Genomic DNA, 12,252 nt, shown 5'->3' with positions numbered 1-12,252 from the left:
CTCGGAGGCTGGACGTGTGAGCGGCGACAGCGACGACTCGTACTGCCTCATCGACGCGACCGGGCCGCCGAAGGCCGACGGCCCGCCGTACGCGATGGGGGTCCCCCCGCTCGAGCGAAGCCGAGCCGGGGGGCAGGAGGCGCAGCGCACCGCGTGCTCGGGCTGAGCGGGGTAGGGCGCTTCAGGGCGACCTGTTGGGAGGTGAGCGCGCGGGTCGCGGCCGTCGCCGCCGCCGTGAGCAGGACGGCGGCGGCGAGCGGCAGCGGGGACACCGGCACCTTCCCGGACTGCGAGCCGTCGACCAGGCCGCCGACCGCCGCCTGCGCCGGGGAGCCCGTCACCACCAGCGCCGGCAGCAGCGCGGGGACCGCCCGTCAGGGCGAGCGCAGCACCGGCCAGGCGGTGAGCGCCCCGACGGCCGTGCCGAGCAGGGCGCCGACCAGGACGGCGAGGAACCCGGCACCGGCCGCGGACAGCGGGGGCCCCGGGTGCGGTGGTCGGTGCTCACCGGATCGCTGATCAGCGTCACGGCGACGGTCGCTGCCGTGACCACGCCAGGGGCCGCGTGAGCCGTAGCGGCGGCCCACGTTCTCCCGCCGTAGATCGCGTTCCGTGGGGGCATCTTCTCGTGCCCCTTAAGGTTGAGTGTCGTGAGCCATGATCCGACGCCCCTGAATGACAGCCCTTTCCGGTCCGAGCCCAGCGCGCGCGACCAGGCGCCCCAGTTCGTCCTGCCGCTGGTGGTGCGGATCGAGCGGGCCGCGCCGCCCGCCCGTACGGACGCACTGGAGACCGCGGCCCGGGCGGTGCTGGTGATGCTGAACGACGAACGGTCGACCGGCGACGGCCCGTGGGCCCAGGCGGTCCGGGACTGGCAGGACGCCCGCATCCGCAAGGTCGTACGGCGGGCACGCGGCTCCGAATGGCGCCGGGCCGAGTCGCTGCCCGGGATCACGGTCACGGGGAAGTCCGCGGAGGTACGGGTGTTTCCGCCGGTCCCGCTGGACGGCTGGCCCAAGGAGCTGGCGAAGCTCCAGGTCTCCGGCACCGACCTCGACGACCCGGAACTGCCGGCCGGGGCCGACCCCGGCACGCCAGTGCTGTGGCTGAACCCGGACGTGGAGATGTCGGCGGGCAAGGCGATGGCCCAGGCCGGGCACGGCGCCCAACTCGCCTGGTGGGAGCTGTCGGACGAGGAGCGGGACGCCTGGCGCGACGCAGGGTTCCCCCTCTCCGTGCGCACCGCGGACCCCGTGCGCTGGCGCGAACTGGTGGGCAGCGGGCTGCCGTTGGTGCGGGATGCGGGCTTCACAGAGATCGCGCCGGGCAGTTGCACGGTGATCGCCGAGCATCCTGCCTTGCGGTAGCCGGGCCGTGGTGCCCTGCGGCCGCCCGGCCATGACGCCCTGCGCCGGCCTGCCGTCGCGCCCTGCCGTCGCCGGTTTCGGATCATGGGGCTACGGTGAGAGGCACAACACGCGGGATACGCAAGGCCGTTCGGACCCCGGGGAGATGTCATGCCGCTCGACCGTCCGCTGATCAACAGCAACGTGCCGCACTCGGCACGCATCTGGAACTACTGGCTGGGCGGAAAGGACTGCTACGAGATCGACCGCCAGGTCGGTGACCAGATCCGGCAGGTGAACCCCGAGATCGTCGACATCGCGCGCGCCCAGCGGGCGTTCCTGAAGCGCGCCGTCACCTACCTGGCCGCGGAGGCCGGGATCCGGCAGTTCCTCGATGTAGGCACGGGCCTGCCCACCCTCGACAACACGCACGAGGTCGCCCAGGGCATCGCCCCCGAGGCGCGGATCGTGTACGTCGACCACGACCCGGTGGTGCTGTCCCACGCCCACGCCCTGCTCACCAGCACCCCCGAGGGCACCACCGACTACATCGACGCCGATCTGCGCGAACCGGAGACCATCCTGCGCGCCGCCGAGAGCACGCTGGACTTCGGCAAGCCCGTCGCGCTGATGCTGCTGGGCATCGCCGCGCACGTGCCCGACGACGGCGCGTACGCGATGGTGGAGCGCCTCAAGCAGGCCCTGCCGGCCGGCAGTCACCTCGTGTTCTGCGACAGCACGGAGATGTTCCACACGGCGGAGATGCGCGCCATGGTCGAGCGCTGGAACGAGGCGAGCGACAACCCGCGGATCAACCGCACCCCGGACCAACTGGCCCGCTTCTTCGACGGTTTCGAGCTCCTTGAGCCGGGTCTGGTCCCGGTCGCGGAGTGGCGGTCGGGCCCGGCCGGCCCGGACGAGCGCCGGGACGTGGACAGCTTCGGCGGGGTGGCACTCAAGGGCTGACGGCCTCCAACGCCGACAACACCGCGAACGCCTCCACCGCCGGCCCGACCGGCCCGACCGGCCCCCCTGCGCCGATCCCGGGCAGGCCAGGCAGAACCTCAAATGTTGCTCTGAAAGCGTGCGGAGCGGGGTTCGCGGCCGGGTGCCGGGGCCATACCCCCGTCACGACGAGGGAGGGCACCATGGAGCGACTCGGGACGGGGATCGGCTGGCGGCCGGAGATCGCCGACGCCGTGGAGCGCATGCCGGGCATCGAGTGGGTTGAGGCCGTGGCGGAGAACCTGTGCTCCGGCCACCTCCCCGCCTCGCTGTGTCGGCTGCGCGAGCGCGGGGTGACCGTGGTCCCGCACGGCGTCTCACTGGGCCTCGGCGGCGCCGACCGCCCCGACGAGGGACGGCTGACCGCCCTCGCCGAGCGGGCCGAGGCGCTGGGCTCGCCACTGGTCACCGAGCACATCGCGTTCGTACGGGCGGGAGGGCCGCTGACGGCCTCCCCGCGCCTGGAGGCCGGCCACCTGCTGCCCGTCCCGCGCACCCGGGACGCCCTCGACGTGCTGTGCGAGAACGTCCGCATCGCGCAGGACGCGCTGCCCGTGCCGCTCGCCGTCGAGAACATCGCCGCGCTGATCTCCTGGCCGGGCGAGGAGATGACCGAGGGACAGTTCCTGTACGAGCTGGCCGACCGCACCGGCGTGAAGCTCCTCATCGACGTGGCCAACCTGCACACCAACCACGTCAACCGGGGCGAGGACCCGGCCGACGCGCTCGCCGAGCTCCCCCTGGAGGCCATCGCCTACGTCCATGTCGCGGGCGGCTTCGAACGGGACGGCGTCTGGCACGACAGCCACGCCCACCCCGTGCCCGGGCCGGTCCTGGACATCCTGACCGACCTCGCGTCCCGGGTGTCACCTCCGGGCGTGTTGCTGGAGCGGGACGAGAACTTCCCGGACGCGGCGGAGCTGGAGCGGGAGTTGGGGGCGATTCGCGACGCGCTGGAGAAGGAGCAGGGGCAGGCCGCTCCCACCCGCGAGCCCGCCCGAGCCCGGTCGGCCACCGCCCCCACCGCCCCCACCGCCCCCGCCGAGCCCGCCGCCCCCACCGACCCCGCCCGTCAGCGCCTCGCCCTCGCCCAGGCCGCGCTGCTGTCCTCGCTGGTCGCCGGGACGCCCGCGCCGGAGGGGTTCGACCGGGTGCGGCTGGGGGTGCAGGCGCGGGCCCTGGCCGGGAAGCGGGCGGATGTCGTGGCGAAGGTCGCGCCGGAGCTGCCCGAGATCCTGGGCGGCGGGTACCGGCCCGCGTTCCTCGCCTACGCCCAGCGGCATCCGATGACCGGCGGCTACCGGCGCGACGCGCTGGACTTCGTGGAGCAGCTGCTGCTGGGCGGCCGACTGGCGGAGGGGCGGACCCGGCGGGAGCTGCGGGAGTGGTGGCTGGAGCGGTCGGGTCCGGCGCCGCGCTCCGCCCGGCCGGGGGTACGGCTCGCCCGCGCGACACGTCAGGTGCTGCGCCGCCCGCTGAGCCGACGGTGAACCAGGTCTACGTCCCGGAGTGTGCTGGGTTTAACACCTGACGCCGGTCATCGCGCCCAGGCGACCGTTTCGCTCCGGTCAGCCCCCTATGCACCCCACCCGAGCTCCCCCATTCGCCCCCAATATCCCCGATGCAACGCTTCGCCCCCGTACGGAAGTTGGCGCAGACCCCGCAGTAATATGCCAACCCCGCACCCGAAGCCCATTAGCGTGCGGTGCCGCACCAGGAGGCACCATGCGACCGCGACCCCCCGTCAACGGCAGAGGCATATTCAGTGGCACCGGACTCATCATCACCGGTCTGACGGCGACCCTCTTCGCGCTGATCTTCCCGATCTGGTCGTACGCCGACCGGTCCGGGACCGGCGTGGACGTGCTCAACGCCCAGACCGTGTCGACGCGGTACGGGCCCCTGTCCGGTCTCGACCGGGAGTTCATCACGAAGGTCCGGCTGGCCGGCCTGTGGGAGCTGCCCGCGGGCGAGCAGGCGCAGCAGAAGGGCACCACACAAGCCGTACGGACGGCCGGTCAGCACCTCGTCGAGGGGCACACGTATCTGGACGAGCGGGTGCGTGACGTCGCCTCACGGCTGGGTCTCGCGCTGCCCAACGAACCCAACGACCAACAGCAGGGCTGGCTGAAGGAGCTGGACGCGGCGCAGGGCACGGACTACGACCGCAGGTTCGCCAACATCCTGCGGCTCGCGCACGGCAGGGTGTTCTCGCTCGTGGCCCAAGTGCGGGCCAGTACGCGCAACTCGCTGGTGCGCGACCTGGCCGACGACGCCAACACGACCGTGCTGGACCACATCAAGGTGCTGGAGGCCACCGGGTACGTCGACTTCGACGCCCTGGCCCGGGACATGGCCGCCACCAGCACCCCGCCGATCACCAACTCCCCGGCGCCGCCCGGTCCGACGACCGACCCGGTCCCGGCCGTCCCGCTGGCGCCGACGCCGACCCCCTCCCCGAGTTACTCACTCCCGCCGGCCGCCTCCAGCCCGCCACCGGAGGGGAGTTCCTGAGCCCCGGCACCGAGCGTCGGCCACCAGGCGGAACGTCACATACCGGCAACGCTCCGTCCGGATTATGAACAGGGCATGGCGTCTCCCGGTGCCTTTGGCATAGAAACACGGCATGTTCTGGGTCCTCTTCATGCTGTTGGCCTGGGCCGTGGCCGCTACGGCGTGCACGCGGCTGTGCCTGGCCGCCGTCCGTGCGGCCGCCGTCGACGCGGATGCGGGCCTGACACACGATCTGACGCTGTACGAGGCCGCGTTCCTGTCCGGCGGCCCCGTCCGGGTCGCCGAGCTGACGCTGGTGTCGATGGCGCGCCAGCGCCGGCTGCTGCTCGCGCACACCGGGTGGGCGACCGTCGTCGATCCGCGCGGGCGGGACGACATCGAGCGGTCCGTCATAGGGGCCATCGGGCCCGAGGGGCAGTCCCGTATCGCCCCTGTGCGGGCCGGCGCAGCCGCCGCCGACGCGGTGCGCACCCTCGCCGACCGACTGGTGAGCGCGGGTCTGGCGGTGCCCGACGGGGCGCGTACGACGGTGGCGGCGGGGGTCCGCCAGGTGCGGGCCGCCGCGCTGTTCGTCCTGGCGCTGGGCGCCATCGCGCTGTCGATGCCGGCTCAGCCGGACATGCCGCGCACCCTGGTCGCCCTCTGGTTCGCGCTGCCCCTCGCCCTCACGCTGAGCTGCCTGGCCATCGCGCGGGTCGAGGTCCACCCGTACTCGCGCTGGGCCTCCCCGGCGGGGCAGCGGCTGCTGGGCGCCCTGGCACAGCGCACCGGCGGCGTCGGCGACGACCGTACGTACCTCACCTCCGTCGCCGTGCGCGGCGTCCGCGCCATCGGCGAGCCGGAACTGCGGGCGGCCTTCGAACAGCGCGCGTAGTACTGGCACGACTGACAGGCGGGCGTGTGCGCCCCGCGGGGGGGCGCACGGAAGCATTGGCGCCGACACCGGCAGACGGTGCTTGCCTTCCCCTACACCCCAACGAAACATCCCTTTTGTCGCAATCATGCACCGAAGGGATCAGCGATGAGAGCAGCCGTCGTCTATTCGGCCGCCGGGTCGTTCCTGTTGACCGCCCTCACCGCCACTCCGGCCGGGGGCAGCTCCGGCGCCCCGGGCGCGGTGGCGGAGCGGAACGGCACCGTGGTGGCCGCCGCGCGGGCTGCCGAGGCCGGCATCAAGTTCGGCGCGTGCACCAAGGAGATGGACGCACCCGGCAACCTCCAGTGCGGCACGGTGAGCGTCCCGCTCGACTACGCGCACCCCAACGGCAAGCAGATCAACCTCACCGTCAGCCGGGTGCCGGCCACACACAGCGATCCGCACAACAGCAAGCGCCGGGTGCCCCGGAAGGGCGCCCTGGTCTACAACCCGGGCGGCCCGGGCAGCTCCGGCATGTACTTCCCGCTGGTCGGCACGGTCCCGGAGTGGAAGCGCATCGCGGCCGCCTACGACCTGGTCGGATACGCGCCGCGCGGGGTCGGCCGCTCCGCGCCCCTGTCCTGCCAGGACCCCGAGAACCTCTTCAAGGGGCCCTCGTCGGCGCCGACTCACCCCTCGGAGTCCTACAAGCGGCAGCGCATCGCGCAGGCGAAGGCGTACGCGAGCGGCTGCGCCAAGCGGTCCGGCAGCGCGCTGCGCTACTACACCTCCCTCAACAACGCCCGCGACCTGGACGTCCTGCGCGCCGCGCTGGGCGAGCAGAAGCTGACGTTCATGGGCGCCTCGTACGGCACCTATTTCGGGTCGCTGTACGCGACCCTGTTCCCCTCGCACGTACGCCGCATGGTGTTCGACGCGGCGGTGAACCCCGCCCCCGAGCAGGTCTGGTACCGCAACAACCTCGCCCAGTCGGCGGCCTTCGAGGACCGCTGGGCGGACTTCCGGGAGTGGATCGCCCGGCACGACGACGTGTACGGCCTCGGCTCGACGGCCGAGGCGGTGGCGGGCAGCTACGAGAAGGCGCGGACGCGGCTGGCCGCCGAGCCGGCCGGCGGGAAGATCGGCCCCGGGCAGCTGCAGAGCGCGTTCCTCATGGCCGGGTACTACGACGACTACTGGCCGTCGCGCGCCGAGGCGCTGTCGGCGTATCTCAAGGGCGACCCGAAGCCGCTGATCGAGCAGGCGGAGCCGGTCACGGAGTCGGCGGCCGAGGCGGAGAACTCGAACGCCGTCTACACGGCCGTGGAGTGCAACGACGCCCCCTGGCCGACGGACTGGAACGTGTGGGACCGCGACAACACGCGCCTCGCGCGCGTGGCGCCCTTCGAGACCTGGGACAACGTGTGGGCGAACCTGCCGTGCGCCTTCTGGCCGGTGGCCCGGCAGCGGCCGCTGGATGTGCGGACCGGGCCGGGCGAACTGCCGCCGACGCTGATCCTGGCCGCCGAACGGGACGCGGCCGCGCCATACGACGGCGCACTGGAACTGAACCGGCGGCTGGCGGGCTCGGTGCTGGTGACCGAGCGGGACGCCGGCACGCACGGCGTCGGGGGCGGCCCCAACGCCTGCGTCAACGGCCACCTGGACGCGTATCTGCTGGAGGGCCGGCTCCCGGCGCGGCACGCGTCCTGCGCACCGCACCCGGAACCGAAGCCGTAGCCGTAGCCGGCCGGTGAAACGCTGATCAGGAGGTGATCAGGCGAGGCCCGCGACCAGCTCGGCGATGTCCTTGCGACGGCCCGTGTAGAACGGGACCTCCTCGCGGACGTGCATGCGGGCCTCGGAGGCGCGCAGGTGGCGCATGAGGTCGACGATGCGGTACAGCTCGTCGGCCTCGAAGGCCAGGAGCCACTCGTAGTCACCGAGGGAGAACGAGGCGACCGTGTTGGCGCGCACGTCCGGGTAGCCGCGGGCCATCTTGCCGTGGTCGGCGAGCATGCGGCGGCGGTCCTCGTCGGGCAGCAGGTACCAGTCGTAGGAGCGCACGAAGGGGTAGACGCTCACGTAGTTGCGGGGCGTCTCGTCCGCGAGGAACGCCGGGATGTGCGAGCGGTTGAACTCGGCGGGGCGGTGCAGCGCCATGTTCGACCACACCGGCTCCAGGGCGCGGCCCAGCTTCGTCCGGCGGAAGAGGTTGTACGCCTCCTGGAGCTGGTCGGCTGTCTCGGCGTGCCACCAGATCATGAGGTCGGCGTCGGCGCGCAGGCCGGACACGTCGTAGGTGCCGCGGATGGTCACGTCCTTGGCGGCGAGCTGGTCGAACAGCTGCTGGACCTCGTCGGCGTAACCCGCGCGGTCCTCGGGCAGCACGTCCTTCAGCTTGAAGACGGACCACAGGGTGTAGCGGATGACCTCGTTGAGGTCCTTGGCCAGCTTGCCCTTGTTCGGGATCCTGCCGGACTCGGTGATGGGGGCATCGTCACTCATGGGGCTATTCTCCCGCTCCGCCGTGCAGACTCTGCACCGGGTTGGCGGTGAGCTCCTGCACAGCCCGCAGGTCACCGTCCAGCTGATCCACCGCCGCGTACGCGCTCGCGATGCACGCCGGGATGCCGACACCGTCGTACACCGCGCCGCACACGGCCAGTCCCGGGATCTTGGCCACGTGCTCGCGGATCCGGGCCACGCGCGCGTGGTGGCCGACGGGGTACTGGGGCAGGCCGTCGGTCCAACGGGTGACGCGGGTTTCCAGGGGGGTGGCGTCGAGCCCGGTGGCCGCCTTCAGGTCGTACCGGGAGACGTCCACGAGGCCGGCGTCGTCACGCTGGAGGATCTCGGTCTCGCCGTACCGCCCCACGGAGGTGCGCAGCACGATCACGTCCGGGTCCTCGTCGGCGATCCAGCCCCACTTCTGCGAGGCGAACGTCGACGCCTTGATGGTGCGCCCGTCGACGGGCGGGACGAGGAAGCCGCTGCCTTCGGGGAGGGCGGCGTCACCGCGGCGGTAGGCAAGGGTGACGAGGGCCATGGAGGCGTACTCGACGGTGCGCAGTTCGGCGGCGGCCCCGGGGGACTCTTCGCTCAGCAAGTGGGCGGCGTCGCGGGCGGGGGCGGCGACGACCACGGCGTCGGCCTCCTCGACCCGGTCGTCGACCAGGACCTCCCAGCCGTCGCCGGTGTGACGCAGGCCGCGCACCGGGCTGTTCAGGCGGATCTCGCAGCCCCGCGCCCGCACGGACTCCGCGACGGCGAGCGGGAGTTGGCCCACGCCGCCCGCGATGCCCATGAATACCGGCCCGGTCTGCTGGTTCGCCGCCGCCTTCGCCTGGATCTCACGGACCGCCTCCGTCAGCGAGTCGTGCGTCTGCGCGGCCTGGAACAGCTGTGGGACGGCCGAGCGCATCGAGATGCGGTAGGCGTCGCCCGCGTAGACCCCGCCCAGCAGGGGTTCCACGAGACGGTCGACGACCTCGCGGCCGAGCCGGGCCGCCACGTACTCCCCCACCGCCACGTCGTCGCCGACCTCGGTGCGCGGCAGGTCCGCGTCGCGGTCGATGCGCGCGAGGCCCTCGTCGGACAGGACGCCGGTCAGCGCCGATGCGGTGCCGGGGACGCCCATCACATGCCCCTTGGGCATGGGGCGCAGGGCACCACGGGTCCAGATCGAGGCCGTCGCGGTGGCCGGCGGCTGGAGGCGGTCCGCGAGACCCACCTCGCGCGCGAGAGCCACCGCTTCCGGCCTGCGGGCCAGCATCGACTCGGCGCCCAGGTCGACGCGCACGCCCGCGACCTCGCCCGGCAGCAGCTTGCCGCCGACCCGGTCGGACGCCTCCAGCACGGTCACGCGCGCGCCCCGCTCCAGCAGCCGGTGGGCGGCGGCCAGCCCCGCGATCCCGGCTCCGATGACGACGACATGCCCCGTGCTCGTACCCGTTGTGCTCATGTCCTCACTCTCTCAGACCGCACTGACACTCCCGCCGGGCCCCCGGTGTCCTCCACGAGTCCTGACCGTGACCGCATCGCGACCGTCTGACCCCAACCTTCCGGCCCGCCCCGGCGTCGAAGGAACGTCAGTCGTCACGACCCGGGGGAGACCGCATGCACGCACGACGCTCCACACCACGTTCCGCCCGACGCCCCGCCCAGGCCCTGGCCGGGCTCCTGCTCGCCTCCGCCCTCGCCCTCGCGGGATGCAGTGCCGGCGCGGACGACATGGGCGGCAGCTCCGCCGACAAGGCCGCCGCGGGGCCGCAGGCTCAGGAGGGTGCCGCGGACAGCGGCCGGGCCTCCGGCTCGAAGGCCACCACGCCGCCCAAGATCTCCGCGAGCCACATCATCCGCACCGCCTCCCTGACCGTGCAGGTCAAGGACGTACCGAAGGCCCTCGACGCGGCCCGCACCACCACCGAGAACGCGGGCGGCTACGTCGGCGACGAGACCACCGCCCGGGACGAGGAGGGCAGCGAGGAGACCCGGGTCGTCCTGCGCGTGCCCGTCGAGCAGTACGACGACGTCCTCGCCGACCTGGAGGGCACGGGCAAGCTCCTGAAGCGCACCGCGAAGGCCCAGGACGTCACCGACCAGGTCGTCGACGTGGACAGCCGCGTCAAGTCGCAGCGGGCCAGCGTGGCCCGGATCCGCGAGCTGATGGACCAGGCGACCAAGCTCAGTGACGTGGTCACCCTGGAGGGCGAACTGAGCTCCCGCGAGGCCGATCTGGAGTCGCTGCTGGCCCAGCAGGCGTCCCTGAAGGACCGTACGAGCATGGCCACCATCACGCTCTCCCTCTCCGAGACGCCGGTGAAGAAGGCGGAGAAGAAGGACGAGGACCCCGGGTTCGTGGACGCGCTGGCGGGCGGCTGGGACGCGTTCGTGACGATGCTGCGCTGGATCGCGGTGGCGTTCGGCGCGGTGCTGCCGTTCGTGGGGGGCGCGGCGCTGCTCGTGCTGGCGTGGCTGCGCCTGGTCCGGCCCTGGCTGGCGCGTCGGGCCGAGCCGAACAGGAACGAGCAGAACTGAGTAGGACTGACAAGAAACCGAGTAGGGACTGAGCAGGACTGAAATGCCCTCCCCCGTAGCGTGTTCGCATGAGCATGAACCGTGTGAACTCTCGGGCAGAGCGACTGGTCGTGATCGGTGGTGACGCCGCGGGAATGTCCGCGGCGTCCCAGGCGCGCCGTCTCAGGGGCCCCGACGAACTGGAGATCGTGGCCTTCGAGCGCGGCCACTTCACCTCCTACTCGGCGTGCGGCATCCCGTACTGGGTGGGCGGCGACGTCACCGAACGGGACCGGCTGATCGCCCGTACGCCCCAGGAGCACCGCGAGCGCGCCATCGACCTGCGCATGCGCACCGAGGTCACGGAGATCGACGTGGCCGGACAGCGGGTACGCGCGCGTGGGGTCGACACCGGCGCCGAGTCCTGGACGTCGTACGACAAGCTGGTGATCGCGACCGGCGCCCGGCCGATCCGGCCCGAGATGCCGGGCGTGGACGCCCCGGGAGTCCACGGCGTACAGACCCTCGACGACGGCCAGGCCCTGCTCGACACCCTGGCACGCACGCGTGGCCGTCGCGCGGTGGTCGTCGGCGCGGGTTACATCGGCGTGGAGATGGCCGAGGCGCTCATCAACCGCGGCTACGAGGTGACGGTCCTCAACCGCGGCAAGGAGCCCATGTCGACGCTGGACCCGGACATGGGCCGGCTGGTGCACCGGGCCATGGAGGGCCTGGGCATCACCATGGTCAACGACACCGAGGTCACCAAGGTGCTCACCGGCGACGACGGCCGGGTGCGGGCGGTGGTCACGGAGGACGCGGAGTACCCGGCCGACGTGGTCGTGCTCGGCATCGGCGTACGCCCGGAGACGGCCCTCGCGAAGGCGGCCGGACTGCCCCTCGGCGGGCACGGCGGGCTGCTCACCGACCTGGCGATGCGGGTGCGCGGCCACGAGAACATCTGGGCCGGCGGTGACTGCGTGGAGGTGCTGGACCTCGTCTCCGGCCAGGAGCGCCACATCGCACTGGGCACCCACGCCAACAAGCACGGGCAGGTCATCGGCAGCAACGTCGGCGGCGGCTACGCCACCTTCCCGGGCGTCGTCGGCACGGCCGTCAGCAAGGTCTGCGACCTGGAGATCGCGCGCACCGGACTGCGCGAGAAGGACGCGCGCCGCGTCGGCCTCCAGTTCGAAACGGTCACCATCGAGTCGACCAGCCGCGCGGGCTACTACCCGGGCTCCTCCCCCATGACCGTGAAAATGCTCGCCGAGCGCCGCACGGGACGGCTGCTCGGCGTGCAGATCGTCGGCAGGGAGGGCGCGGCGAAGCGGGTCGACATCGCCGCGGTGGCCCTCACGGCCGGCCTGACGGTGGAACAGATGACGGCCCTGGACCTGGGTTACGCGCCGCCGTTCTCACCGGTGTGGGACCCGGTACTGGTTGCCGCCCGCAAGGCCGCGGTCAAGGTTCGTACCGACTGAGACCGACCGGCAAATGGGGGGGCGGGGA

At 72.6% G+C, this 12,252-nt stretch carries 11 protein-coding genes and 1 pseudogene; 9 read left to right on the top strand and 3 right to left on the bottom strand.

The window, feature by feature from the left end; genetic code table 11:
• The first annotated feature begins 16 nt into the window (after positions 1-16).
• Positions 17-166, top strand: coding sequence for a hypothetical protein (locus ABT114_RS31045; RefSeq protein ID WP_351146203.1), 150 nt, complete (start codon positions 17-19; stop codon positions 164-166).
• Between the two features lie 19 nt (positions 167-185).
• On the opposite strand, the pseudogene ABT114_RS31040 reads toward ABT114_RS31045, so the two are convergent.
• Positions 186-565, bottom strand: a pseudogene (locus ABT114_RS31040) (ABC transporter); the annotation flags it as partial.
• 85 nt (positions 566-650) lie between these two features.
• Between ABT114_RS31040 and ABT114_RS31035 the strand changes: the two are divergent.
• The 6 genes from ABT114_RS31035 (at position 651) to ABT114_RS31010 (ending at position 7,461) form a co-directional block, all read left to right on the top strand.
• Positions 651-1,367: an aminoacyl-tRNA hydrolase gene (locus ABT114_RS31035; protein ID WP_351146202.1), complete on the top strand. Its 717-nt coding sequence runs from the start codon at positions 651-653 to the stop codon at positions 1,365-1,367.
• Between the two features lie 150 nt (positions 1,368-1,517).
• On the top strand, positions 1,518-2,312 hold the full coding sequence (locus ABT114_RS31030; protein ID WP_351146201.1) for an SAM-dependent methyltransferase: 795 nt from the start codon (positions 1,518-1,520) through the stop codon (positions 2,310-2,312).
• 182 nt (positions 2,313-2,494) lie between these two features.
• Positions 2,495-3,841, top strand: a complete 1,347-nt coding sequence (locus ABT114_RS31025) for an MbnB/TglH/ChrH family RiPP precursor modification enzyme (protein WP_351146200.1) — start codon at positions 2,495-2,497, stop codon at positions 3,839-3,841.
• 235 nt (positions 3,842-4,076) lie between these two features.
• A complete protein-coding gene (locus ABT114_RS31020) occupies positions 4,077-4,865 on the top strand; it encodes a DUF4142 domain-containing protein (protein ID WP_351146199.1) in 789 nt (262 codons plus the stop codon).
• A 112-nt stretch (positions 4,866-4,977) separates the two neighbouring features.
• Positions 4,978-5,739 carry a TIGR04222 domain-containing membrane protein gene (locus tag ABT114_RS31015; RefSeq protein ID WP_351146198.1) on the top strand — a complete coding sequence of 254 codons (762 nt, stop codon included), beginning with the start codon at positions 4,978-4,980 and terminating at the stop codon, positions 5,737-5,739.
• Between the two features lie 147 nt (positions 5,740-5,886).
• Positions 5,887-7,461 carry an alpha/beta hydrolase gene (locus tag ABT114_RS31010; RefSeq protein WP_351146197.1) on the top strand — a complete coding sequence of 525 codons (1,575 nt, stop codon included), beginning with the start codon at positions 5,887-5,889 and terminating at the stop codon, positions 7,459-7,461.
• Positions 7,462-7,497: 36 nt separating this feature from the next.
• On the opposite strand, the gene hemQ is transcribed toward ABT114_RS31010, so the two are convergent.
• Both hemQ and hemG read right to left on the bottom strand, forming a co-directional pair.
• Entirely contained in the window at positions 7,498-8,229 is a 732-nt protein-coding gene (gene hemQ / locus ABT114_RS31005; protein ID WP_351146196.1) for a hydrogen peroxide-dependent heme synthase, read from the bottom strand.
• A 4-nt stretch (positions 8,230-8,233) separates the two neighbouring features.
• Positions 8,234-9,685: a protoporphyrinogen oxidase gene (hemG, locus tag ABT114_RS31000; protein WP_351146195.1), complete on the bottom strand. Its 1,452-nt coding sequence runs from the start codon at positions 9,683-9,685 to the stop codon at positions 8,234-8,236.
• A 155-nt stretch (positions 9,686-9,840) separates the two neighbouring features.
• On the opposite strand from hemG, the gene ABT114_RS30995 reads away from it, so the two are divergent.
• Positions 9,841-10,761, top strand: a complete 921-nt coding sequence (locus tag ABT114_RS30995; protein WP_351146194.1) for a DUF4349 domain-containing protein — start codon at positions 9,841-9,843, stop codon at positions 10,759-10,761.
• 68 nt (positions 10,762-10,829) lie between these two features.
• The gene (locus ABT114_RS30990; RefSeq protein ID WP_351146193.1) at positions 10,830-12,224 is read left to right on the top strand and encodes an FAD-dependent oxidoreductase; all 1,395 of its coding nucleotides are present in this window, start codon (positions 10,830-10,832) and stop codon (positions 12,222-12,224) included.
• Positions 12,225-12,252: the final 28 nt, after the last annotated feature.

Origin of the sequence: Streptomyces sp. NPDC002088 (assembly GCF_040296605.1) — a bacterium.
Classification (GTDB): domain Bacteria; phylum Actinomycetota; class Actinomycetes; order Streptomycetales; family Streptomycetaceae; genus Streptomyces.
The sequence above is the reverse complement of the archived record's forward strand: the minus strand, read 5'-3'. Positions and strand labels throughout refer to the sequence as shown.

Bases quoted from the DNA above. Each gene is read 5' to 3' on its own strand.
- ABT114_RS31030 (WP_351146201.1), top strand. From the start codon at position 1,518: ATGCCGCTCGACCGTCCGCTGATCAACAGCAACGTGCCGCACTCGGCA.
- ABT114_RS31025 (WP_351146200.1), top strand. From the start codon at position 2,495: ATGGAGCGACTCGGGACGGGGATCGGCTGGCGGCCGGAGATCGCCGAC.
- ABT114_RS31020 (WP_351146199.1), top strand. From the start codon at position 4,077: ATGCGACCGCGACCCCCCGTCAACGGCAGAGGCATATTCAGTGGCACC.
- ABT114_RS31015 (WP_351146198.1), top strand. From the start codon at position 4,978: ATGTTCTGGGTCCTCTTCATGCTGTTGGCCTGGGCCGTGGCCGCTACG.
- ABT114_RS31010 (WP_351146197.1), top strand. From the start codon at position 5,887: ATGAGAGCAGCCGTCGTCTATTCGGCCGCCGGGTCGTTCCTGTTGACC.
- hemQ (WP_351146196.1), bottom strand. From the start codon at position 8,229: ATGAGTGACGATGCCCCCATCACCGAGTCCGGCAGGATCCCGAACAAG.
- hemG (WP_351146195.1), bottom strand. From the start codon at position 9,685: ATGAGCACAACGGGTACGAGCACGGGGCATGTCGTCGTCATCGGAGCC.
- ABT114_RS30995 (WP_351146194.1), top strand. From the start codon at position 9,841: ATGCACGCACGACGCTCCACACCACGTTCCGCCCGACGCCCCGCCCAG.
- ABT114_RS30990 (WP_351146193.1), top strand. From the start codon at position 10,830: ATGAGCATGAACCGTGTGAACTCTCGGGCAGAGCGACTGGTCGTGATC.